25 protein-coding genes are annotated in these 22,870 nt (G+C 74.8%); 13 read left to right on the top strand and 12 right to left on the bottom strand.

The annotated features are described in order from the left end of the window. On the bottom strand, nucleotides 1–818 hold an 818-nt coding region (locus TR48_RS05065), incomplete at its 3' end, for an ADP-ribosylglycohydrolase family protein (RefSeq protein WP_042364713.1). A 153-nt stretch (nucleotides 819–971) separates the two neighbouring features. Between TR48_RS05065 and TR48_RS05060 the strand changes: the two genes are divergently transcribed. Further along, the gene (locus tag TR48_RS05060; protein ID WP_042364628.1) at nucleotides 972–1,181 is read left to right on the top strand and encodes an SGM_3592 family protein; all 210 of its coding nucleotides are present in this window, start codon (nucleotides 972–974) and stop codon (nucleotides 1,179–1,181) included. A 163-nt stretch (nucleotides 1,182–1,344) separates the two neighbouring features. Here TR48_RS05060 and TR48_RS05055 read toward each other — a convergent pair whose 3' ends face one another. Continuing rightward, the gene (locus tag TR48_RS05055; protein ID WP_042364712.1) at nucleotides 1,345–2,256 is read right to left on the bottom strand and encodes a DMT family transporter; all 912 of its coding nucleotides are present in this window, start codon (nucleotides 2,254–2,256) and stop codon (nucleotides 1,345–1,347) included. 81 nt (nucleotides 2,257–2,337) lie between these two features. Here TR48_RS05055 and TR48_RS05050 point away from each other — a divergent pair, with 81 nt between their 5' ends. Continuing rightward, a complete protein-coding gene (locus tag TR48_RS05050) occupies nucleotides 2,338–3,261 on the top strand; it encodes a LysR family transcriptional regulator (protein WP_042364627.1) in 924 nt (307 codons plus the stop codon). A 153-nt stretch (nucleotides 3,262–3,414) separates the two neighbouring features. On the opposite strand, the gene TR48_RS05045 is transcribed toward TR48_RS05050, so the two are convergent. Then, entirely contained in the window at nucleotides 3,415–3,792 is a 378-nt protein-coding gene (locus TR48_RS05045; RefSeq protein WP_152627795.1) for a hypothetical protein, read from the bottom strand. A 122-nt stretch (nucleotides 3,793–3,914) separates the two neighbouring features. Between TR48_RS05045 and TR48_RS05040 the strand changes: the two genes are divergently transcribed. The 11 genes from TR48_RS05040 (at nucleotide 3,915) to TR48_RS04990 (ending at nucleotide 14,093) form a co-directional block, all read left to right on the top strand. Continuing rightward, the gene (locus TR48_RS05040) at nucleotides 3,915–4,733 is read left to right on the top strand and encodes a response regulator transcription factor (RefSeq protein WP_084728798.1); all 819 of its coding nucleotides are present in this window, start codon (nucleotides 3,915–3,917) and stop codon (nucleotides 4,731–4,733) included. Beyond that, entirely contained in the window at nucleotides 4,730–6,211 is a 1,482-nt protein-coding gene (locus TR48_RS05035; protein WP_063770905.1) for a sensor histidine kinase, read from the top strand. The genes TR48_RS05040 and TR48_RS05035 overlap by 4 nt, the downstream gene beginning before the upstream one ends. Before the next feature lie 115 nt (nucleotides 6,212–6,326). Next, a complete protein-coding gene (locus TR48_RS38600) occupies nucleotides 6,327–6,782 on the top strand; it encodes a hypothetical protein (RefSeq protein WP_052442404.1) in 456 nt (151 codons plus the stop codon). Continuing rightward, on the top strand, nucleotides 6,779–7,798 hold the full coding sequence (locus tag TR48_RS05025) for an FAD:protein FMN transferase (RefSeq protein WP_063770904.1): 1,020 nt from the start codon (nucleotides 6,779–6,781) through the stop codon (nucleotides 7,796–7,798). Before TR48_RS38600 ends, TR48_RS05025 begins: the two co-directional genes overlap by 4 nt. Further along, nucleotides 7,795–8,628, top strand: a complete 834-nt coding sequence (locus TR48_RS05020) for a ferric reductase-like transmembrane domain-containing protein (protein WP_063770903.1) — start codon at nucleotides 7,795–7,797, stop codon at nucleotides 8,626–8,628. Before TR48_RS05025 ends, TR48_RS05020 begins: the two co-directional genes overlap by 4 nt. Further along, complete coding sequence (locus tag TR48_RS05015; protein ID WP_236652010.1) at nucleotides 8,625–9,986, top strand: NADH-ubiquinone oxidoreductase-F iron-sulfur binding region domain-containing protein; 1,362 nt, start codon at nucleotides 8,625–8,627, stop codon at nucleotides 9,984–9,986. Before TR48_RS05020 ends, TR48_RS05015 begins: the two co-directional genes overlap by 4 nt. Before the next feature lie 5 nt (nucleotides 9,987–9,991). Next, nucleotides 9,992–10,216, top strand: a complete 225-nt coding sequence (locus tag TR48_RS05010; protein WP_042364624.1) for a ferredoxin — start codon at nucleotides 9,992–9,994, stop codon at nucleotides 10,214–10,216. Between the two features lie 122 nt (nucleotides 10,217–10,338). Then, nucleotides 10,339–10,959, top strand: a complete 621-nt coding sequence (locus TR48_RS05005; protein WP_042364623.1) for a hypothetical protein — start codon at nucleotides 10,339–10,341, stop codon at nucleotides 10,957–10,959. Between the two features lie 261 nt (nucleotides 10,960–11,220). After that, nucleotides 11,221–11,835: a 2'-5' RNA ligase family protein gene (locus TR48_RS05000; RefSeq protein ID WP_042364622.1), complete on the top strand. Its 615-nt coding sequence runs from the start codon at nucleotides 11,221–11,223 to the stop codon at nucleotides 11,833–11,835. 49 nt (nucleotides 11,836–11,884) lie between these two features. Next, a complete protein-coding gene (locus TR48_RS04995) occupies nucleotides 11,885–12,709 on the top strand; it encodes a peptidoglycan recognition protein family protein (protein WP_063770902.1) in 825 nt (274 codons plus the stop codon). Nucleotides 12,710–12,833: 124 nt separating this feature from the next. Further along, nucleotides 12,834–14,093 (top strand): phosphodiester glycosidase family protein, encoded by a 1,260-nt coding sequence (locus TR48_RS04990; RefSeq protein WP_042364621.1) that lies wholly within the window; start codon nucleotides 12,834–12,836, stop codon nucleotides 14,091–14,093. Nucleotides 14,094–14,112: 19 nt separating this feature from the next. Here TR48_RS04990 and TR48_RS04985 read toward each other — a convergent pair whose 3' ends face one another. The 9 genes from TR48_RS04985 to TR48_RS04945 all read right to left on the bottom strand — a co-directional run bounded on the left by TR48_RS04985 (nucleotide 14,113) and on the right by TR48_RS04945 (nucleotide 22,793). Beyond that, nucleotides 14,113–14,907, bottom strand: coding sequence for a class I SAM-dependent methyltransferase (locus TR48_RS04985; RefSeq protein WP_042364620.1), 795 nt, complete (start codon nucleotides 14,905–14,907; stop codon nucleotides 14,113–14,115). Continuing rightward, nucleotides 14,897–15,628 (bottom strand): GAF and ANTAR domain-containing protein, encoded by a 732-nt coding sequence (locus tag TR48_RS04980; RefSeq protein ID WP_268873559.1) that lies wholly within the window; start codon nucleotides 15,626–15,628, stop codon nucleotides 14,897–14,899. Before TR48_RS04980 ends, TR48_RS04985 begins: the two co-directional genes overlap by 11 nt. 102 nt (nucleotides 15,629–15,730) lie before the next feature. Further along, complete coding sequence (locus TR48_RS04975) at nucleotides 15,731–16,438, bottom strand: GAF and ANTAR domain-containing protein (RefSeq protein WP_042364704.1); 708 nt, start codon at nucleotides 16,436–16,438, stop codon at nucleotides 15,731–15,733. Nucleotides 16,439–16,642: 204 nt separating this feature from the next. Beyond that, complete coding sequence (gene hypE / locus TR48_RS04970) at nucleotides 16,643–17,731, bottom strand: hydrogenase expression/formation protein HypE (protein WP_304941215.1); 1,089 nt, start codon at nucleotides 17,729–17,731, stop codon at nucleotides 16,643–16,645. Continuing rightward, nucleotides 17,724–18,914, bottom strand: coding sequence for a hydrogenase formation protein HypD (gene hypD, locus TR48_RS04965; RefSeq protein ID WP_042364619.1), 1,191 nt, complete (start codon nucleotides 18,912–18,914; stop codon nucleotides 17,724–17,726). Before hypD ends, hypE begins: the two co-directional genes overlap by 8 nt. Continuing rightward, nucleotides 18,911–19,231, bottom strand: coding sequence for a HypC/HybG/HupF family hydrogenase formation chaperone (locus tag TR48_RS04960; protein WP_042364618.1), 321 nt, complete (start codon nucleotides 19,229–19,231; stop codon nucleotides 18,911–18,913). The genes hypD and TR48_RS04960 overlap by 4 nt, the downstream gene beginning before the upstream one ends. A 36-nt stretch (nucleotides 19,232–19,267) precedes the next feature. Then, nucleotides 19,268–21,619: a carbamoyltransferase HypF gene (hypF, locus tag TR48_RS04955; RefSeq protein ID WP_042364617.1), complete on the bottom strand. Its 2,352-nt coding sequence runs from the start codon at nucleotides 21,617–21,619 to the stop codon at nucleotides 19,268–19,270. Nucleotides 21,620–21,626: 7 nt separating this feature from the next. Then, nucleotides 21,627–22,376 carry a hydrogenase nickel incorporation protein HypB gene (gene hypB / locus TR48_RS04950; protein ID WP_042364616.1) on the bottom strand — a complete coding sequence of 250 codons (750 nt, stop codon included), beginning with the start codon at nucleotides 22,374–22,376 and terminating at the stop codon, nucleotides 21,627–21,629. A gap of 6 nt (nucleotides 22,377–22,382) precedes the next feature. Beyond that, on the bottom strand, nucleotides 22,383–22,793 hold the full coding sequence (locus TR48_RS04945) for a hydrogenase maturation nickel metallochaperone HypA/HybF (protein WP_042364615.1): 411 nt from the start codon (nucleotides 22,791–22,793) through the stop codon (nucleotides 22,383–22,385). Nucleotides 22,794–22,870: the final 77 nt, after the last annotated feature.

Here is a 22,870-nt window from a genome sequence, read left to right as displayed (position 1 = left end):
CCCGCCGCGACGATCCCGCCGACGATCGCGCAGGTGGTGTCGACGTCGCCGCCGACGGAGGCGCACGCCCACAGCGCGTCCTCGTACCGGCCCAGGTGCCGGGCGGCGCACCAGAGCGCGAACGGCACCGTGTCGGCGGCGCTGACCTGCCGTCCGTTGCCGAGCCGGTGCGCGGCGTACGCGGCGTGCGGCTGCGACAGCAGCGTCCACGCCTCCACGAGCCCGTCGCGCACCCGCGTCCGCGGCGTCAGCTCCGTCGCGGCCTCCAGCAGCTCCGCCCCGCCCCCGCCCCGCGCGGCCACCGCCGCCGCGACGGCGACGGCGACCGCCCCCGCGGCGGCCTCGGGATGGGTGTGCGTCACCGCGGCGGACAGCCGCGCCTGCTCGGCCACCAGTCCGAGATCCCCGGCGAACCACGCGCCGAGCGGCGCGACCCGCATGGCCGCGCCGTTGCCCCACGAGCCCTGCCCGTCGAACAGCCCGGCGGCCAGCCCGCGCCAGTCCCCGCCCTGCCGCACCAGCCGCAGCATCCGGTTCATCGCGGGCCCGTAGCCGCGGTCGAAGTCGTGCCGCTCGGCGAAGGCCCGAGCCAGCGCGTCCTGCTCCACAGCTCCGCAGCGGGTCAGCACCTCGACCACGGAGCAGGCCATCTCCGTGTCGTCGGTCCACGGCCAGGTGCCGGGCGGCAGCCGCCGAGCCCGCAGGGCCGGCAGGTTGTCGGGGACGAAGAACTGGGCGCCGAAGGCGTCGCCGACGGCGAGGCCGGTCAGGGAGTCACGGATCGAGGAGGGCGTCGAGGAAGGCGTCGAAGGAGGCATCGGCGCCATCCTCCGGTCCGGACGCCGCCGACCGCGACCGAATTCCGTGGCAGCCCCCGGTCTGAGTCGGCGATCGGGCCCTCACGTGGACTTGACGGGCGATGTTGCAGACTTGGCGCATCGTCGACCCTCGACGACGGAGCGGGAGGGCACATGCGGGAGGACGGTGAGACCGCCGACGGCTGGGATTCCGTCGTCCTCGACGAGGCGTTCGTGCGGGGCGCGGAGGTCAGTGAGCCGTCGGGGCGGGCGCGGATGCTGGCGGCACGGTGGCGGCAGGAGGCGCCGGAGCCGCAGCCGTGGCGGGCGGACAAGCCGCCGGCGGGGTGGTTCTTCGGCCGGCGGCGTCGCCGCTGGAGGTAGGGAGGGGCAGCGTCAGGAGCGGCTCGGGGGTGGCGACCTGCAGCGTCTTGGCGAACAGCTGCTCGCGCAGCTCGTCGGGGCGGCCGATGGTGCGCAGCGTGGTGTTCATGATGCCGACGCATAGCGCCTCGAGGCCCGAGGTCGGCTCGTCGACGAAGAGGATTCAAATGGACTGCGTGGCCACGGACTGCGTCACAGCGGTGCGGTGGACGCGTTCGACGGCCTGGCCCCAGTACGTTCCCACGATCATCAGCACGGCTCCGAGCGAGGCCGGCACCGTGAGGCGTTCGCCACCGAGGCTGATGCCGACCACGACGGCCCAGATCGGTTCGGTGCCCAGCAGCAGACTGGCCCGGCTTGCGGAGGTGCGCTGCACCGCCCAGGTCTGCGCCACGAAGGCGAACACGCTGCAGAACAGGGCGAGATAGACGAGCTGCGACCAGGTGGCGGCGCTGCTGTGGGCCAGGGCGGGCACGTGAACCAGGGCGAGCGGCAGGAACAGCGCCGAGCCGACGACGGTCTGGGCCGTCGTCAGGTGCAGCGGGTCCATGGGGCGGTGGGCGGTGAGCCGTCCGACGAACGCGACGTGCCCTGCCCGCACGACCGCCGCAGCGAGCACCAGGGCGTCACCGAGCCGCAGCGTGTGCAGCCCGGTGCTCGAGGTCAGCAGACCGACTGCCAGCACGCACAGGCCAGCGGCGGCGAAGAACGTCCAGGGCAGTCGGCGGCCGCTCGCCGTCCGGTCCAGCAGCGGCGTGAGCACGATAGTCAGGCTGATGATCAACCCGGCGTTCGCGGCGCTGGTGTGCGCGACTCCGTAGGTCTCCAACGCCAGCACTGCCGCCTGCGTGACCCCCAGCAGCGACCCGGCGCGCACCTCCGCGCGCGTCCAGGGGCGTCCCCGGCGGCGGAAGGCGACCAACGCGACGCACGCGAGCGCGGAGATCGCGTAGCGGGCGAACAGCACGGTGGGGACGGGGAGCGTGCCCGTGGCCGTCTTGGCCGCCAGGTAGCTGGAACCCCAGACGAGGGCGATCAGGAACAGCACGGCATCGGTACGGCGCGCGACAGGCATGCCCCCACGCTGGACCAGCGGCATGTTGAAGACAATCACCAGCTTTCTAAACCCAAGCTGTAGCAGGCCTACACTGTCGGCATGGACGAGCGGCAGCTACGGATCCTGCGCGAGCTGGGAGAACTGGGAAGTGTGAGCGCCGTGGCCGAGGCGCTGCACGTGACGCCCTCCGCGATCTCCCAACAGCTGCGCCTCCTACAGCGCTCGATCCCGGTCCCGCTCACCGAGCGCGCCGGGCGCCGGGTGGTGCTGACCGACGCCGGGCAGGCCCTGGCCCGCGCGGCCGTCGAGGTGGAGAGCGCCCTCGCCCGGGCGCGGCACACCGTCGCCGACTTCGCCGAGCAGCCGGACGGCGACGTCTCACTGGCGGCGTTCCACAGCGCGGCCTCGGCGTTCTTCCCCCTGCTGCTGCGCGACCTCACCGGCCCGGGCCGGCCGCGCCTGGCGCTCGCCGACGAGGACGTAGCCCAGGACCGCTTCCCCGCCCTGACCCGGGACTACGACCTCGTCCTCGCCCACCGCCTCGACCACAGCGCGCCCTGGCCCCGCGGCGTGACCGCCGGCACCCTGCTGCGGGAGCCGCTCGACGTCGCCCTGCCGGCGGGCCACCCGCTCGCCGCCCTGGCGGTGCTGCTGCCCCAGGACGTGGCCGAGCAGCCCTGGATCACCGTCCACGACGGCTTCCCGCTCATGTCCACCATCGAGGCCATCGGCAGTGTCGCCAACCGTCGCCTCGGCATCGCGCACCGCGTCAACGACTTCGCCGTCGCGGCGGAGATCGTGGCCGCCGGGGGCGGCCTGGCGCTGATGCCGCGCTGGACCGCGCGCGCACACCAGGACCTGGTCCTGCGGCCGCTCGGCGCCGTCCACGCCCGACGCCACATCGACGTCCTGCACCGGCCGGAGCGCACGGCGCGACGCGCCGTCCGCACCGTCCTCGCCGCGCTGCACCGCGCCGCCGCCGAGATCCAGGGCCGGGACCCGCAGCCGGACGACCCGGCATGACGACCCCGCAAGGTGAGGCCCCGGACCGGGCTTTGCCGGGGGCTGCCGCGGCGAAGCCCCCGTCCGGGGCCGGGGAGGTGGCTTGCGGTGGACGAAGCGCGATGGGCGGACGAGACGCGGTGGACGGACGAAGCGCGGTGGACGGACGGCGGGTCAGGACGCGCCGGTGGAGGTGTGGCTGCCGCCGGAGCCCGCGCCCGGCAGGCTGGGGGCCTGGGCCCCGCCGCCGGAGTTCGCGCCGGAGCCGCCGGTGAAGTCGCTGGTGCCGCCGCCGTCGGAGGCGTGCGACGGGAGCAGGGAGGCGAGGTCGGGCAGGGCGTGGGCGTAGCCGAGCCCCAGCACCAGGGCCGAGGCGGCGGAGCCGACCAGGGTCCACCGGGTCACCCGCCGGACGCGGAGCAGCCCGGCGCTGCGGCGCTCGGAGGGACCGGGCGGGGCGGGCGGTCGGTACGGATGGGCGGCGGACAATGCGGCCTCCTCCCCCTGGAGCGCGGAACGCCGGGAAGCACGGAAGGCGGGCTTCCCGCTCATGTCTCCAGTGTGCGTGAAGCCCCGTCAACCGACGGTACGGAACGTCTTCAAATCCGGTTAAGATCCCGGGCCGTCCCCCGCATCGGCCCGGAGCACCTCGGGTCAGGCTCTACGCTGGGCCAATGGCACAGGTCACCGACACCGCAGTGGCGAGCGCCGCGCTGTCCGTGCTGGTCGTCGAGGACGACCAGGGCATCGCTGACTCCCTCGTGCGCGGGCTGACCCGCGCCGGCTACGCCGTCCGCTGCGCCGGGACGGGGGCGGAGGCGCTCGGCGCGCGGCCCGTCCCCGACGTCGTCCTGCTCGACCTGGGCCTGCCCGACGTCGACGGCGTGGAGGTCTGCCGCCGCATGCGCCGCCAGTCCGACGCGGCGATCATCGTGGTCACCGCGCGCGGTGAGGAGGCGGACCGCGTCGCCGCCCTCGACGAGGGCGCGGACGACTACCTGGTCAAGCCTTTCGGCCTGGCCGAGCTGCTGGCCCGGCTGCGCGCGGTGCTGCGGCGCACCCGCCCGAGCGGCGTGGAGCTGATCGTGCACGGGCCGCTCACGGTGGACCCGCGCACCCGGCGCGTCACCGTCGGCGGCCAGGAGACCGCGCTCACCCCCAAGGAGTTCGACATCCTGCACTGTCTCGCGGTCGACCCAGGCCGCGTGGTCACCCGGCAGGAGATACTCGAACGCGCCTGGGACGCCCACTGGTACGGACCGACCAAGGTGCTCGACGTCCACATCGCCGCACTGCGCCGCAAGCTCGGCGCGCCGGGCCTGGTCGAGACCGTCTACGGGCGCGGCTTCCGCCTGGGCGACCTCTCCGAGCTCGCGGACGCCGCAGCAGACGCCGACGCCGCGGGCGCGGACGCCACGGAGGACGAGGCCGCGGAGGACGAGGGCGAGGAGCACCGCGGCTCCGGCTCCCCCGCGCCGGACGTCCGGTCGTGACCCGACGGATCGCCCTCAGCGTGGGGGCGCTGATCGTCGCCCTGCTGGTGCTGGCCGTGGTGCCGCTCGGCATCTCCATCACCGACCGCGAGCACGACTCGTTCCGCGAGGAGACCGCCGCGCGTGCCCGCGCCGTCGCCTCCGCCGCCGAGGAGCACCTCTCCGACAACCACCCCGACACCGAGGCCGCCGATCAGGTCGCGAACGCCGGCCGGCACGGCGACTGCGCCCTGGTCTACGACAAGCACGGCACGCTGATCCTCTCCACCCCGTGCCACGCCTCCGCCCTGCCGCCCTCCGCCGTCGCGGACGTGCTCCGCACCGGCAAGGCACAGACCCGGCAGAACGACGGGTGGCTGACCATGGCGATCCCGGTCGACGACACCGTCCCGGCCTCAGGCGCGCTGGTCTACTCCCGGCCGACCGACGACCTGAACCACCAGCTGCTGACGGTCTGGGGCTGGCTCAGCCTCTGCGCGCTCGGCGCGCTGGCCGCCGCCCTGTTCGTGGCCACCCGGCTGGCCCGCTGGGTCGGGCGACCGCTGGTCGAGCTCGACGACGCGGCCACACGGCTGGGCGAGGGCGACCTCGGCGCGCGGGCCGCGGTCACGAACGGCCCACCGGAGGTGCGCCGGCTCGCGGCCACCTTCAACGCCATGGCGGCCCGGACCGAGAACCTGATCCACGGCCACCGCGCGGTGATCGCCGACGTCTCGCACCAGTTGCGCACCCCGCTCACCGCGCTGCGCCTGCGGCTGGACCTGCTGGCCGCCGACGTGGAGGACGACCTCGCCGTGGAGCTGGCGGGCGCGCAGGAGGAGATCGCGCGCCTGTCCCGGATGGTCGACGGCCTGCTCGCGGTCGCCCGCGCCGAGAACTCGGTGCCCCGGGCGACCCCGGTGCGCCTGGACCGCGTCGTCGCCGACCGGATCACCGCGTGGGAGCCGGTGGCAGCCGAACGCGAGGTGCGCTTCACCGCGAGCGGACCGGCCGAGCTGACCGCGTCGATGGGGCCGGGCGATCTGGAGCAGGCGCTGGACAACCTCTTCGCCAACGCGCTGGAGGCGGCCCCGGCGGGCGGCCAGGTGGAGATCCGCACCAGCCGCCCGGCGGAGGGCGGCACGGTCACCCTCGCGGTGATCGACCACGGGCCCGGGATGGACGAGTCCGCGCGCGAGCGGGCGTTCCGGCGCTTCGACACGGGGCGCGAGAGCGGGACCGGGCTCGGCCTGGCCATCGTGCACCGGCTGGTCACCGCGAACGGCGGTCAGGCGACGCTGGAGGAGACGCCCGGCGGCGGGCTCACCGTGCGCCTCTCCCTTCCGGCCGGCCCCTCCGAGGCACGCACCGCCCGTCCCGTCCGCCGCGACCGCCGCCCCCCGCGCGGCGAGCGGACCGAGCGGGGCGAACGCGGCGAGCGGGCCGAGCGCGGCGACTCGGGCGCGAACGGCGGTGGCACCGGGACGCCCACCGGATGATCTCCGTACAAAAACGGATGTTTACCGGTTCTTAAGACTTCCTGAACCGAAATCCCGGGTGCCGGGTGTGCAGGCTGGTGCGGTAGCCGCCCGCCGAACCCGAGGAGACGCCCCGATGGACGCCCCCGAGCAGCCCGCCGCCCGCGCCCGGGCCCACCGCCGCGACCGGTCGGTACGCCGCGTCGGAAACACCACGCGCTGGGTGACCGCAGCCGCCGCGGTCGGTTCGGTCGCGCTGGCCACGGGCTACGCCCAGGCCTCCACCACGGGCGGCGGCTCGACCGGCGCCGCGACGACGCCGAGTCCCTCACCCTCGACGTCCTCGGCCACCCCCTCCGCGTCCCCGAGCACGAGTGCGACCGCCGCGCCCAAGCCGACGCCCACGCACACCCAGACTCCGGCCACGCACTCGGCGACGCCGAAGCGCACCCACAGCGTCTCCCCGGTGCCGGCGCCGGTGCACAGCTCGGCCGCGCCCTACGTCCCGCCGACCCCCGTCGCGCCGCCCCCGACGAGCGTCGCTCCCCCGTCGGCGCCGCAGCCGACCCACACGACCACGGGTGGCTCATGAGCACCCCCTCCCATGATCAGGACCAGCCTCCGGGCCAGGCGAGCTTCCCCGTCTTCGGGACGACCGCCCACCTGCTGGTGACCGACCCGACGCGACTCGCGCCCGCCCTGCGCCTGCTGCACGCCGAGCTCGCGGCGATCGACACCGCCTGCAGCCGGTTCCGCACCGACTCCGAGCTGTCCCGCGTCAACGCGGCCGACGGCGCGGCCGTGGTCGTCGGACCGCTGCTCGCCGAGGCGCTGGACGTGGCGTGGCAGGCGGCGGCGGAGAGCGGCGGCCTGGTCGACCCGACCGTCGGCGCGTCCGTCATCGGCCTGGGCTACGACCGCACCTTCGCCTCGCTGCGCCCCGAGCAGCTCGGCGGGCCCGCGACCTCGCCCGCGCCCGGCTGGCGGAACGTCGTGTGGGACGCCGCCCGCAGGCGCGTGCGCCTGCCCGCCGGGGCCGCGCTGGACCTCGGCGCGACCGCCAAGGCGTGGGCCGCCGACCGGGCCGCACAACGGATCGCCGCCGCACTGCGCTGCGGCGTGCTGGTCAACCTCGGCGGCGACCTGTCCGTCGCGGGCGGGACCCCGGCCGGCGGCTGGCGTGTCTCGATCGCCGACGACCACCGCGCGCCCGCGCCCGACTCCCCCGTCGTCGCCGTGCACACCGGCGGCCTGGCCACCTCCGGCTCCGCCGTGCGCGCCTGGCAGCGCGGCGGGCAGCGCCTGCACCACATCGTCGACCCCCGCACCGGCCGCAACCCGGCCGTCTGCTGGCGTACCGTCACCGTCGCGGCGCCCTCGTGCGTCGCGGCGAACACAGCCGCCACGGCCGCGATGATCCTCGGCCCCGAGGCCCCCACAGCTCTCCGCCACGCGGGCCTGCCCGCCCGCCTGGTCAACGAGGACGGCACCGTGCTCCGCGTCGGCGGCTGGCCCGAGGACGTGCCCGGCGAGGCCCCGCACCACGCCGAGCACGACGCCCCGGCCGACGCGCCGACCGACACCCCGAACCAGCGAGGCGCGGCATGACCCCCACCACCGCTCTGCTCGCCGCGAGCACCGCACCCAGCCCGCTCTGGTACGCCACCCGCGCGGGCGGCACCGTCGCCCTGGTGCTGCTCACGGCCACCGTCGCCCTCGGCATCGCCGTGGGCGGACGGCACGCGCCCCGCACCGTCGCCCGGTTCGAGGTCACCAACCTGCACCGGAACCTGGCGTTTCTGACGCTGGTCTTCCTCGCCCTGCACATCGTCACGGCCGTCATGGACTCCTTCGTCCACCTCGGCTGGTGGATCACGCTGGTGCCCTTCACCTCCGGCTACCGCACGCTCTGGCTGGGCCTCGGCACGGTCGCCTTCGACCTGCTCCTGGCCGTCACGCTGACCAGCGCGACCGCCGGCCTGCGCCTGCGGATCGGGCAGCGGCGCTGGAAGGCGATCCACTGGCTGGCCTACGGCTCGTGGCCGATCGCCGTCTTCCACGCCGCCGGCACGGGCACGGACACCAAGGACACCCTGCAGCTCGCCCTGTACGCGCTCTGCCTGGGCGTGGTCGTGCTGGCCGTGTGGTGGCGGCTGTTCCGCGCCGGACCGGGACACGCCCTCGTCCGCGTGGCGGCGGGCGCGGCCACCCTCGCCGTCCCGCTCGCGCTGGTCACCTTCCTGCACGTCGGCCCGCTGGCGCCCGGCTGGTCGCACCGCGCCGAGGGCCCGGCACCGGCCGCGGCGTCGCCGCTCCCAGAAACCACCACACCCGGAACCACCACACCCGGGACGACCACGCCCGGAACGACCACCCCCGGAACAGCGACGGCCGCGCTCGCCACGCCGCCCACACCGACGAAGGAGGCGACCCGATGACCGCCGAGAGCGTCCACGAGTCCACGCGGCCGATGCCCGCCGTCCCCGCCGACGGCTCCGCGCCGGGACCGCACGGCACCCGGCTGCTGTCGGGCTGGTTCACCACCGGACGGGCAGCCGACCTGACCGACCACCTGGACCGCTACGGCCCGCTCCCGCTCGACCGCGCCCGCCGCGGACACGCGTCGCCGCTGATCAACGCCGTCGAGGAGGCCGGTCTGACCGGCCGCGGCGGCGCGGCGTTCCCCACCGCGCGCAAACTGCAGGCCGTCGCGGACGGCCGCGGCGCGGCCGTGGTGGTCGCCAACGCCATGGAGAGCGAGCCCGCGAGCGCCAAGGACGCGACCCTGCTCGAACTCGCGCCGCACCTGGTCCTGGACGGGATCGCGCTGGCCGCGCGGGCGGTCGGCGCGCGCGAGGCACACCTGTGCGTGGCCCGCACCCGGCAGCACCAGGTACACGAGCTGCACGCGGCCCTGGCCGAGCGCGAGCGCCGCCGCGTCGACCCGCTGCCGGTGCGCCTGCACGAGCTGCCGCACCACTACGTCTCCAGCGAGGAGAGCGCGCTGGTGCGCTGGCTGAACGGCGGCGACGCCCGGCCGCTGTCCACGCCGCCGCGCCCGTTCGAGAAGGGCGTCGGCAAGCGCCCGACCCTGATCGACAACGTCGAGACGCTGGCGCACCTGGCTCTGATCGCCCGCTACGGCCCGGCCTGGTACCGCGAGGCGGGCACCCCGGACGCGCCCGGCACCACGCTGGTCACCCTCGGCGGGGCGGTGCGGCACCCCGGCGTCTACGAGGCGCCGATGGGCGCGCCGATCGGCCGCCTGCTCGCCCACGGCGGCGGGCCGAGCGAGCCGCTGTCCGCGGTGCTGGTCGGCGGCTTCTTCGGCAGCTGGCTCCCGGCGGAGCAGGCGCTGCCGACGCCGTTCACCAAGCAGGACCTCGCCGCCTTGGGCGCGGGCCCGGGCGCGGGTGTGCTGGTCGCGCTGCCGCAGCGCGCCTGCGGCCTCGCGGAGACCGCGTCCGTGCTGGCGTTCCTGGCGCGCAACGGCGCGCAGCAGTGCGGTCCGTGCCGCTTCGGCCTCCCGGCCGTCGCGGAGGACTTCGCCGCGCTCGCCTTCGGCCGGCTCGACCCGGACGGGCTGAGGCGCCTGGAGCGCCGCGTCGGCCTGCTGGCGGGACGCGGGGCCTGCCGCCACCCGGACGGCGCTTCCCGCTTCGCCGCGACCGCGCTGCGCACCTTCGCCGCGGACGTGGAGCGCCATCTGCACCACGGCCCCTGCCCGGCGGTGCACCACGAGCCCGTCCTGCACGTGCCGACGGGCTCCGTCCCCGGCCCGGACGAGTGGAGGTGACGGGCATGGCGCTGACCCGATCGAACGAACAGTCGCTGCGTCTGGACCGCATCGCGTGCGAGGGCCACGGGGCCTGCGCCGAGCTGCTGCCGGAGCTCCTGTCGCTGGACGAGTGGGGTTTCCCGATCGTCCACTCCGCGACCGTCCCGCCCGAGCTCGCCGCGCACGCCCGCCGCGCCGTCGCCGCCTGCCCGGTACTGGCGCTGCGTCTGGAGCGAGCCCGCCCCTGACGTCAGGGGCGGTGCACGGCGAACGAACTGAACGAGTTCTTAGTCACCGGTCCGGCAGACTCGCCGCACGAGTCCGAGTCCTGCGCGCAGGTCCGCTGCACGCGCCCCCGGAAGGATGCACGGTGACCACTGCTCCCGCCGCCGCCACCCGTCAGGAGCACCGCCGAGCGCGCGGCCCCGAGGGCAACGAACGGCTGACGGCCGCCACCGGCACGGTGCTGCTGGTGCTCTTCGCCGTGCAGGGATTCACCATCCTGTCGCTGACGCAGCTGCTCACGGTGCACTTCTTCGTCGGTCTGATGCTGACCGGCCCGGTCGCGCTGAAGATCGGCTCGACCTGCTACCGGACCTTCCGGTACTACACCGGCGCGGACGCCTACCGGCGCAAGGGCGCGCCCGCGATGCCGCTGCGCCTGCTCGGCCCGCTGCTGGTGCTGACGTCGGCGGCCGTGCTGGCCACCGGCATCACGCTGGCCCTGCTGGGCCGCGGCCGCACGGCCGACCAGGTGCTGTTCCTGCACAAGGCCTCGTTCGTCCTCTGGGTCGGCCTGGCCGGGATCCACGTGCTGGTGTACCTGTGGCGGCTGCCACGGCTGCTCGGCTCGGAGCTGCGCCGCGACGCGGTGGCCGGACGCGGTCTGCGCTGGACGCTGCTCGCGGCGGCCCTGGGCGCGGGGCTCGCGGTCGCGCTGCTGGGCGTCCATCTGGTCTCCGGCTGGGCGCCGGGCCACTTCGGCAGGTGACCCAGGTCGCCGAGGTGACCCTCGCGGCCCGGTCCGCCACGCACAGCGACATGATTTGCGCAGGCCAGCGTGGGTACGTGGCCTCTGCGGGGACTCCGCTTTGAGCGGCCGGAGCCCCGTGTCGCGAGGGCATGGACAGGTTTCCTCGCGGCTCCTCACCCGGGATGCCGGGAACGTGGGTACTCCGGCATCCCGGGACCACGCGGCCGCGTGACACCACCGCCGCGAGCCGCCGCAGCCGCCGCGGGGAACGGCGGGCCGATGACCGATCCGAACGCCCGGCCCACACCGGCCGGAGGCGTCCTCGACGTGGCGCCGACGCCGCGGACGGCCCTGGCCTGGCTCCCACCCGACGAGCTGTGGCCGCCGGTCCAGGCGGTGCGCCGCGAACACGACCCGCAGATCCGGCGCTGGCCGCCGCACGTCAACGTGCTCTTCGGGTTCGTGCCCGAGTCCGACTTCGAGCTGGCCGCTCCCCTGGTCGCCGAGGCGCTCGGCGGAGTGGCTCCGTTCCCGGTCCGGCTCGCCGGGATCCGCACCTTCCGGCACCGCGGGTCCAGCACCATCTGGCTCGACCCGGCTGCGTCGGGCGCGGGCGGGTGGCGGGCGCTGCACGCGGAGCTGGCCGAGCGGTTCCCACGCTGTCGCGGGCGCTTCGAGGTCTTCACCCCGCATCTGTCCCTCGGCCGGACCGGCGATCCGCGACGGGTGGCCGCCGAGTGCGCCGTCCGCCTCGGCGCGTACTCCGCGCGGGTGATCGAGCTGGCGCTGCTGTCGCGGCGCGGCGCCGAGGATCCGATGCGGCCGCGGGCTTACGTCGCGCTCGGCACGGGCAAGGTACGTCGGATGGCGGGCGCGGACACGACACGCCGGTGACCGTGCGCGCCGATGCGAGCAGGCCGATCATCTGCTTATCGTCATTTCCATGCACGTCGAACGGCGTCTGATCCTTCGTCGGGCCGCGCAGGCCACCCTGGTCGCCGGCGTCACCGCGGTGGTGGCGCGCGCCTCCGCCGCGGCCGGTCCGGACACCGCACCCGCCCGCACCTGGGCCCAACCGGCGGACCTGCACTGGGTCGCCGACCAGCCCGCCATCGTGCGCCGCGCCGACTGGGACACCGTCGCCCCCACCCGTCCGCTGCCCCCACCGCGCTACGCGCAGGCGGTGAAGGCCGTTTTCGTGCACCACACCGACAGCGGCAACGAGTACGCGCTCAGCGAGGTGCCGAGCATCATCTGGAGCATCCACGACGACCAGACGGGCCGGCGCGGCTGGGACGACATCGGCTACAACTTCCTGGTCGACCGCTTCGGCACGATCTACGAGGGACGCCACGGCGGGGTCGACAGGCCCGTGATCGGCGCCCACTGCAGCGGCTTCAACATCAACACCGCGGGCATCGCCGCGATCGGCACCTTCACCGACGGCGCGACGCCGACCGCCGCCATGCTGAAGGCCATCGGGGCGCTGGTCGCCTGGAAGCTGAGCCTGCACGGCGTCGACGCCCTCTCCTCGACGACGCTGACCTGTACCGACTCCGAGAGCCGCTACAAGGTGGGCAGCCGGGCGAACTTCGCGGTGCTCTCCGGCCACACCGACGCCGACTGCACCCTGTGCCCCGGCTCGACGCTCTACGGCGCGCTCGCGGGGATCCGCCAGGATGCCGCCCGGATCCAGCAGTCCAGCGTCCACCCGGTGTTCGGGAAGGACTCGCCGGTACTCCAGGCCAAGCCCACGCCCGGCCGTTGAGCGGATCGGCCCGCGCGTGCGGGTGATTCACCCCCGTCGCGCGTGACGGAGCCTGAGCCGCGGTGATGCATACACATCATCCGATGATCCGCACGCCGCTCGCGCACGCCCTGAGGGAATCGCCATGACCGACCACGACGCGGACGTCCTCCGCGAGACGACCGGTGCCGACACGTCCGACGGCGCCGCCCGAGCCGACGGCGCCACGGCCGCGCCCCGACGTCGCCGCCGTCGGCTGCTGCCGTGGAAGCACCGCAGGGACCTGACGCCCGCCCAGCGCCGCCGCCGTCAGATCACCACCCGCTGCGGGCTGGCCGCCACCCTGCTCGGCGTCAGCTGGCTGGGCTGGTCGATCGGGCAGGCGCTGACCTACCCCGGCCGCGACGGCGTCGAGGCGCGGCTGGCCGAGTGGGGCCGCGACCACCACCTGGGCCTGGTGATCAACCAGTTGGAGGACTGGCAGTACGAGCTGAACCCGCCGCGCGTCGGCGGCTCGCTCTCGGCCGCCGAGCTCGCCCGGATGAAGGCGACCCAGAGCGCGGCTCCGGGGGGAGGGGCCGTGCCGCTGCGCGCCCCGATGCCGACCAGCATCAGCCCGAGCCTGCCGGGCGAGGGCGTCTGGCGCGCGCTGGTCACCTTTCACGGCCTCCCGCTGGTGCAGGGCACCTACGTCCGCCCGGACGCCGAGCACTCCTCCTACGAGGCCGCGGTCGCCTGGATCAGCGCCTCCCACGCCAAGTTCTTCCTGCACCCGGGGTTCCGGGAGCCGGGCGGCGACTTCGCCGTCCCGCCGACCATCCCCGTCGGACAGCGCACCGGCCTCATCGCCACCTGGAACGGCGGCTTCCGGATCACCGACGGCACCTCCAAGGGCGGCTTCTACCTCGACGGGCGCACCGACGGAACCCTGCGCGACGGCGCCGCCTCCGAGGTCTTCTACAAGGACGGCTCCATCCGCATCGGAACCTGGGGACACGACGTCACCATGACGCCGGACGTGGTCGGGGTGCGCCAGTGCCTGCAGCTGATGGTCGACAACGGCCGCCTCGCCCCGAACATCGACGTGCCCTACGCCTACGGCTGGGCCTACCAGGGCAAGAAGTACGTCGAGCGCTCGGGCGTCGGCGTCACCGCGAACGGCGACATCATCATGGTGGTCGGCCAGGCGCTGTCGGCCCGCACGCTGGCCGAGCTCATGCAGCACGCGGGCGCGGTGCGCGCGATGCCGCTCGACATGAACGGCGCGTGGCCGTCCTTCATGAGCTACGACGCGAGCGCCGACCCGGCCAACCCCAAGCCGACCAACATCCTCGACTTCGGCGAGGCCGCGGACCGCTACTACACCCAGGCCACCCGCGACTTCGTCGCGGTCTACGCCAAGTGACACACGCGGCCGGACGGGCTCAGGCGGACGGCTTGCGCCCCACGAGGTGGAAGACCCGGCTCATGGCACGGTAGGGGTCGCGTCGGCTCGCCTCGAGTTCGACGGCCGCCGCGGCCTCCACCTGCTTCTGGTCGGTCGGGTCCAGCTCGGTCCCGCCGAAGTCGAGCCAGTCGACGAACAGCCACACCCCGTACCAGCGCACCGGCGCCACGCCGCGTCCGCGCAGCAGGGCGCTGATCTCCTCCACCGTGGTGGGCCACGTCGGCACGCCGAGCACGCCCGTCTCCGAGGTGGCGTCGAAGGACGCCAGCGCGTCCTCCCAGCGCTGTTCCAGGGCCGGGCGCACCGCCATCGCGTGGGCGTTGCCGGCCATGATCGACACGATGCCGCCGTCGGCCGCGCACCGGCACAGCTGCTCCACCAGCGGCGCCGGGTCCTCCATGTAGCCGAGCACGCCGTGGCAGAGCACGGCGTCGAAGCGCCTCCCGTGCACGGCCTCCTCGGCCCGCTCGCCGTCGGCCTGCACCAGCGTCACCCGCGCCCGCGCCTCGGCGGGAAGGCGCGCGAGCCGCTCCCTGGCCTTGTCGAGCATCGCGGCGGACGGGTCGAGCAGCGTCACCTCGTAGCCGGCCAGCGCCAGCGGGAACGACTGGTGGCCCGCGCCGCCGCCGACGTCGAGCACGGAGGCCGAGGGCGGCGGCAGCTGCTCCAGCAACTGCTGGTGCATCACATAGGTGCGCACGCGCCCCTTCACCGTGGCGTACGCGCCGTCGGCGAACGGGTCGGCAAGATCGGCCCAGGTGTCACTGCCCATCACACCACTGTACGCGCAGACGTTTTCGCGGCGGCGGCCCTCCCCCTAGGGGGAGCTCAGCTGGGCTCGCGGTTGCCCGCGCCCAGCACCTCCCGCGTGGTGGCCTCGCCACGCACCAGCCGCCGGCCAGGCGGCTGATGCCGACACCGGTGCGGGCGGCATGGATGCGCAAGGCCTCCAGCCCCTCCTCGACGGTCAGGTGGCCGTCCTCCACCAGCATGCCCTTGGCCTGCTCGATGGCGGAGCGGGCCGCGAGCGCGCGGGTGATGTGGACGGCCGCGCTCTCGTGGGCGCGCGAGTGCTGCACGATGGCCACCATCGCCAGATCGGCGAAGGCCTGCGCCGTCGGAAGCCGGTCGGGGGCGCAGTCGGCGCCGTCGTAGCTGAACAGGTTGAGCGCGCCGACCGTGCGCCCGTAGAACCGCAGCGGCAAGGCGCGGACGGCCAGGAAGCCGGACTCCGTCGCCGCCTCGGCGAACCGGGGCCAGCGCTCGTAGACGGCGACCAGGTCCTTGACCACCACCGGCTGCCCGAGCTGGACGCACTCGACGCAGGGCCCCTCGGCCGTCTGCACCTGGAGCCGCTCCAGACGGCGGACCCGGTCGTCGGAGTAGGCGATGTCGCGCAGGTTGCCGTGCCCGTCCTCGATCACGATGCCGGCGCCGGCCGCTCCGCAGGCGTCCATGCCGGAGGCGAGGACGCGCTCGAGCGTCTCGGCCAGATCGAACGCGCTGACCAGGGTCTCCGCAGCTCGGCTGGTTCACCTGCTCGGAGCGGCCCACACCTCCCTAGTCGAGTCCAACGGTACCCCTCTTCTCTCCGCTCACGGCTTGAAGCTCACCCGCCGTCCCAGCACGTCAAGGGCGAGTTCGCCCACGGTGCGGCCCTCGGCGAAGGCGCGGGCGCGCAGGGTCGACAGCGCCACGTCGGCCGGTGCGCGGAGCTGCGCCATGACCATGCCGACGGCCTGGTCGACCTCCACCCCGTCGACGCCGGACTCCTCCGGCCAGGTCGGCGCGCCCAGGGGCTGCCCCGCGGCCTCGAAGGAGCGCGCCAGCGCGACGCTGGCCAGATCGGCGGCGATGCGCCCGTTGGCGCTCTCGCGCTCGTCCAGCTCTCCGGGCCGGTGCCGGGAGACCTCCAGCACGCCGAAGCTCACGCCGCTCAGCTGGAGCGGGAACGCGAACACGGCGCGGACCGGCAGACCTGAGCCGGCGAGCGTGACGGCCAGCGCCGGCCAGCGGTCCCCGTCGCCTCCGGTCAGGTCGCCCGCCAGGACGGCCGCGGAGCGTGCGACGGCGTCGAGTCCCGGCCCCTCGCCGAGGGAGAACTCGAGCTCGCCCAGCCTGGCGGTGTGCTTGTCGCTCGCGGCGAGCACCCGGTGGTGGGACAGGTGTGCCATCAACACCAGCACCGTGCCGTCACCCTCCAGCACCTCGTCGAGCGCGAGGCACAGCCGTCCGGGCAGTGCGTCCGCGTCCTCCTCCGCGATCGCGTTTCCCATGATCTGGACCACTCGGGTCAGATCCACCAACTGTCACCGCCTCGACGCCCGGGTGTCCGACCCCTCGTAGGAGGTCTTACGATCGAGAGCCCGGTGTCCCTGTTTCCGGATGCGCGCCTGACCACCACGCCGGTGTTCAAACCTCCGCACGGCCTTGCGGTGCGACGGCATGCCGGTGCGCGCGACGGGGAGCGGCGGCCCCTGCTCCCCGTCGCCGGAGGCGACGGGGACTCAGCAGATGCGCGGCAACTGCTCTCCCAGCGGCAGGTCGACGACACGGGTGCCGCCGAGCCCGGTGCGGGCCACGACGATGCCCGGGTGCTGGTCGGTGCACTCGCCGATGACGGCGGCCCCTGCGCCGAGCGGGTGCGCGCGCAGCGCGGCCAGGGCCGCGTCCGCGTGCTCGCGCGGCACGAAGGCCACCAGCTTGCCCTCGTTGGCCACGTACCAGGGGTCCAGGCCGAGCATCGCGCAGGCGTTGGCCACCTCCGCGGGCACCGGCACGGCACGCTCGTCGACGGTGACGCCGACTCCGGCCGCCGCCGCGATCTCGTTGAGCGCGGCGGCCAGCCCGCCGCGGGTGGGGTCGCGCAGCACGTGGACGTCGGGGACGGCGGCGAGCAGCGCGCGGACCAGATCGCCCAGCGGCGCGCAGTCGCTGACGATCTCGACGCCGAACTCCAGCCCCTCGCGCATGCTCATCACGGCGACGCCGTGCTCGCCCAGCGCGCCGCTGACGATCACGACGTCGCCGGGCCGCGCCCGCTGCGGGCGGATGTCGACGCCGGGGGCGATCAGTCCGACGCCGGAGGTGTTGAGGTAGACGCCGTCGCCGTGGCCGGACTCGACGACCTTGGTGTCGCCGGTGACGACCTCCACCCCGGCGCGCCGCGCGGCCGCGCCGAGCGCCTGGGCGACGCGGTGCACGGTGTCCAGCTCCACGCCCTCCTCCAGCACGAAGCCGCAGGCGAGGTAGGCGGGCACGGCGCCGCTCATGGCAAGGTCGTTGACGGTGCCGTTGACCGCCAGGTCGCCGATGCTGCCGCCGGGGAAGAACAGTGGCCGCACGACGAAGGTGTCCGTGGAGAAGGCGATTTGGGCCCCGCCGAGGCTCAGCACGGCGGAGTCGCCGAGCTGGGCCAGGTGCTCGCCGCCGAAGGCGGGGGCGAAGACGTCGCGGACCAGCTCGGCCGAGAGCATCCCGCCTCCGCCGTGGCCCATGACGACCCGCTCGCCGCCGCGCAGCGGCGCGGGGCAGCTGAAGCCGGAGAAGTCGGGGCGCTCGGCGCCGGTCGCGAGGGTGTCGACGATGTCAGCCAACGGGGCTCGCCTCCTTGCCGGTCGACGCGGTCGCGGTCGCGGCCGTCGTGCTCGCCGCGGTCGTGCTCGTCGCCCTCGTGCTCGTCGCGCTCGTGCCGCCGAGACGGCGGTAGAGGTAGTAGGCGGCGCAGGCGCCCTCGCTGGAGACCATGGTCGCGCCGAGCGGCGTGCGCGGGGTGCAGGTCGTGCCGAATGCCTCGCACTCGTGCGGCTTGAGCAGCCCCTGCAGCACCTCGCCCGCGCGGCAGGCGGCCGGCTCCACGGTGGCGATGTCGCCGACCTCGAAGCGGTGCTCGGCGTCGAAGGCGCGGTAGCGCTCGGACAGTCGCCAGCCGCTCGCGGGGATGACGCCGATGCCGCGCCAGGGACGATCGGTGACCTCGAAGACGTCCGCGAGCATCCGCCGCGCCGCCGGGTTGCCCTCGGGGCGCACCACACGCGCGTACGCGTTGTCGACCCGGTGCTCGCCGCGCTCCAGCTGGAGCACGGCGCGCCGCACGCCCTCCAGGATGTCCAACGGCTCGAAGCCGGTGACGACGATCGGCACCTTGAAGCGCTCGGCCAGCTCGGGGTACTCCTCGGTGCCCATGACGCTGCACACGTGCCCGGCGGCGAGAAAGGCCTGCACCCGGCAGTCGGGCGAGGTCATCAGCCCCTCGATCGCCGGGGGCACCCGGACGTGGGAGACCAGCATGCTGAAGTTCCGCACGCCCAGCTTCTGCGCCTGGTAGACCGTCATGGCGTTGGGCGGGGCCGTGGTCTCGAAGCCGATGCCGAAGAAGACGACCTCGCGCCCGGGGTTCTGCTGGGCGATGCGCAGCGCGTCCAACGGGGAGTAGACGACGCGCACGTCGCCGCCCTGACTGCGGACCTGGAACAGGTCGCGGTCGGTGCCGGGCACGCGCAGCATGTCGCCGAAGGAGCAGAAGATCACCCCGGGCCGGGAGGCGATCTCCAGGGCCTTGTCGATGGTCTCCAGCGGGGTGACGCAGACCGGGCAGCCGGGGCCGTGGATCAGCTCGACCTGCTCGGGCAGCAGTTGGTCGATGCCGTGCCGGATGATGGAGTGCGTCTGGCCGCCGCAGACCTCCATCAGCGCCCACGGACGGGTCGTCACGGCGTGGATCTCGTCCAGCAGGCGGCGGGCGAGCACCGGGTTCTGGAACTCCTCGAGGTACTTCACGCCCGCGCCTCCTTCGCGTGCGGCTCCTCGGCGGGCCCGTCCGCTCCGGCGGCCTTGGCCGCGAGCTCCCACTGGTCGCCGAACTCCTCCTCCAGCAGGCCGAGTCCCTCGAACAGGGCCAGCGTCTGCCGCGCGGACTCCTCGTCCAGGCGCTGCAGCGCGAAGCCGACGTGGACGATGGTGTACTCGCCGACCTGGAGGTCCGGCAGGTACTCCAGGCACACGTCCTTGACGACGCCGCCGAAATCGACGACGGCCATCCTGGTCCCCTCCTTCTCCTCGATCGACATGACCTTGCCGGGCACCGCCAGGCACATGGGCTGTTCTCCTTGCTTCGTGTCGCTTCCGGCTGTTCAGGGTCGGGCCGCGACGGCGAGCTGGCCGAGGGCCAGTCCGCCGTCGTTGGGCGGCACCAGGCGGTGCCGCAGTACGGTGAAGCCGTCCTCGCGCAGACCGTTCAGGGAGGCCGTCAGCAGCAGCGCGTTGGCGAAGACGCCGCCGCTGAGCGCGACGGCGCCGACACCGGTCCGCTCGCGCAGCAGGCGGCAGACCTCGCGGACCGAGGCCGCCAACCCCGCGTGGAACCGGGCCGCGACCAGCCGCGCGTCGACGCCGGTCGTCACGTCGGCGACGACGGCCCGCAGCACGGGGGCGGCGTCGATCCGCAGCGGCGCGTCGGGGACGGGCCGCAGGTCGAACCGGTAGGGCTCGGTGACGGGACCGTCCCAGGCGCAGGCGGCGGCCTCCAGCTCGATCGCGGCCTGCGCCTCGTACCGCGCCTCCTGGCACACCCCGGCCAGCGCCGAGACGGCGTCGAAGAGACGCCCGGCGCTGGAGGTCGGCACGCAGTTCAGACCGCGCTCCAACTGCCGAGCCAGCACTCGGCGCTCGACCTCGCCGCAGGCCTCGACGCACGGCAGTCCGGGAGTCCACGGCAGCCCGGCGGCGTACAGGTGGGCGAGCGCCATCCGGTAGGGGCGGTGGACGGCGGCATCGCCGCCCGGCAGCGGCGCCTCGGCGAGGTGGGCGAGGCGGCGGAAGCCGTCGTAGTCCGCGAGCAGCACCTCCCCGCCCCACACCGTGCCGTCCTCGCCGTAGCCGGTGCCGTCGAAGGCGACCCCGAGGACCGGGCCCGCACTCTCCTGCCAGCCGTTCTCGGCCAGCACGGAGGCGATGTGGGCGTGGTGGTGCTGCACGGTGCGCAGCGGCCGCCCCTGCGCGTTGCGGCGTGCCCAGGTGGCCGAGCGGTAGCCGGGGTGGAGGTCGGCGGCGAGCCGCTCCGGCGCGACACCGCTGATGGACTCCAACTGCCGTTCCGCGCCCTCGAACGCGGCGACGGTGGCGAGGTCGTCCATGTCGCCGATGTGCGCGGAGAGCCAGGCGTGGCGGTCGCGTCCGAGGCAGAAGGCATTCTTCAGGTCGCCGCCGACGGCGAGGGTCGGCGCGACGGCGAACGGCAGCGCGACAGGGAAGGGCGCGTAGCCGCGTGAGCGGCGTACCAGCAGCTCCTCGCCGTCGACGACGCGCACCACGGAGTCGTCGCAGGGCACGTGGATCGGGCGGTCGTGGGTGAGCCAGGCGTCGGCCAGCGGCGCGAGCCGCCCGAGCGCGTCGGCCTCGTCGGTGACGATCGGCTCACCGCCCAGGTTGCCGCTGGTCATCACCAGCAGACGCGGCCCCGGGGGATCGCCGGGCAGGCCGAGCAGCAGGTGGTGCACGGGCGTGTAGGGCAGCATCACGCCGAGGTCGGGGCTGCCGGGCGCGACGGCGTCCGCGACCAGGGCGCGGGCCCGCGCTCCCGAAGCGTCCGCGTCACGGCGGCGGCGCAGCAGCACGATCGGCCGGCGGGCGCCGGTCAGCAGCGCCCGCTCCTCCGGTCCGATCCGGACCAGCGTCGCGATCTCGTCCGGGTCGGCGGCCATCAGCGCGAACGGCTTGGCGCCGCGCGCCTTGCGCCGTCGCAGCTCGGCGACGGCCCGCGCGTCGGCGGCATCGCACGCGAGGTGGTAGCCGCCCAGCCCCTTGACCGCGACGATCGCGCCCTGCGCCAGCAACCGCCGTGCCGCGGCGACGGGCTCCCCCTCGCGCTCCACCGGACCGCCGGGCGAATTCACCAGCAGCCGCAACCGGGGGCCGCAGGCGTGGCAGGCCACCGGCTGGGCGTGGAAGCGCCGGTCGGCCGGGTCCTGGTACTCGCCGGCGCAGCGCGGGCACATCGGGAAGCCCGCCATCGTCGTGTTGGCGCGGTCGTAGGGCAGGCCGGTGACGATGGTGAACCGCGGCCCGCAGTGCGTGCAGGTGACGAACGGGTGCCGGTGGCGGGGGTCGTCCGGGTCGCGCAGCTCGGCCAGGCAGGCGTCGCAGGTGGCGGTGTCGGGCGAGACGAGCGTGCGGCGCGCGCCGCCCTCCCGCGAGGCTTCGATGGTGAACGCGGCGTCCCCGCGCACCGCGACCGGCTCATGGCTGACCGACTGCACGACCGCCAGCGGCGGCGCCTCGGGCGCGAGCCGCGCGCAGAACGCGGCGACCGCCCCACCCGCGCCCTCGACCTCGGCGATCACGCCCTCGGCGGTGTTGGTGACGTAGCCGGTCAGGCGCAGCTCGTTGGCGAGGCCGAAGACGTAGGGGCGGAAGCCGACGCCCTGCACCACGCCCTGCACGGTCACCCGGCGGCGTTCGGCCGGGGCGGCGGCGGGAGCGGTCATGGCGGCCTCAGTGGGAGTGCGCGTGGGCGTGCTGGGAGCCGTGGTGATGGTGGCCGAGCGCCTGCGGCGCGCTCGCCATGACGGGGCGGTGGGCGGGGCCGCCCGCCTCGTGGGCGGCGAGGGCGCGGTCGAGGAGCTCGCCCACGCCCTGTCCGCGCCGGGCGGAGGTGAAGACCACCTCCACACCCGGATTGACCTGCCGCACGTTCGCCAGGAAGCCCTCCCGGTCGAACTCGACCGCCTCCGCGAGGTCGGCCTTGGTGACCACGACCAGGTGCGCGAGGCCGAACGCGCTCGGGTACTTCAGCGGCTTGTCCTCCCCCTCGGTCACCGACGCGAGGGCGACCCGCACTGTCTCGCCGAGGTCGTAGGAGGCGGGGCAGACCAGGTTGCCGACGTTCTCGACGAACAGCAGGCGGGTCGGGTCGGGCAGCCAGCCCTCCAGGTGGCCGGCCAGCATGTCCGCCTCCAGGTGGCACAGGCCGTCGGTGAGCACCTGCTTGACCGGGGCCCCGGAGCGGGCGAGCCGCGTCGCGTCGTTCTCGGTGGCCAGGTCGGCGGTGAGCGCGGCGACGGGGACGCCGCGCTCACACGCCAGCTTCAGTTCCGCCTCCAGCAGCGCGGTCTTGCCGCTGCCGGGGCTGGAGAGGAGGTTGACGACGTTGGTGCCGCGGGCCGCGAGCCGGGCGCGCAGGTCGTCCGCGCTCCGGTCGTTCTTGGCGAGCACGGCCTGCTGCAGCTCGGTCACACGGCACACGGGGCGTCAGTCCTCCTTCGATGTGGGCACGCGGGCCGGTTCGGCCCAGCGCACCTCGGCGATCTCCAGCTCGCGCCCGGCGGTCAGCTCGCTCGCCCCGCCACCGCAGCGCGGGCAGCACAGGTCGGGCGGCAGGCCGGTGGCCCAGTCGGCGTCGCAGGGGGTACACCGGGCGCGGCCCGGCACGGTCTCGCACCGCAGCTCAGCCCCAGCCAGCAGGGTGTCCGCGCAGGCGAGTTCGAAGCAGAAGCGCAACGATTCGGGGACCACTCCGGCGAGTTCGCCGACGCGCAGGGTCACGCTGCGGGCCGTCGGCGCGGCCTCGTCACCGCCCGCGGCCTCGTCACTGCCCGCGGCCGCGCGCGCCGCCGACTCGACCTGGCCGACGACGGCCAGTGCGATCGACATCTCGTGCATCGCGCTCTCCTGACGCCGCGGCTCCTCCGTCGATTACACGGCGACCGCTCCGGCCGGTGGCCCCGCCACGCCGTCAG

This window comes from Streptacidiphilus neutrinimicus (genome assembly GCF_000787815.1).
Classification (GTDB): domain Bacteria; phylum Actinomycetota; class Actinomycetes; order Streptomycetales; family Streptomycetaceae; genus Streptacidiphilus; species Streptacidiphilus neutrinimicus.
The sequence above is the reverse complement of the archived record's forward strand: the minus strand, read 5'-3'. Positions and strand labels throughout refer to the sequence as shown.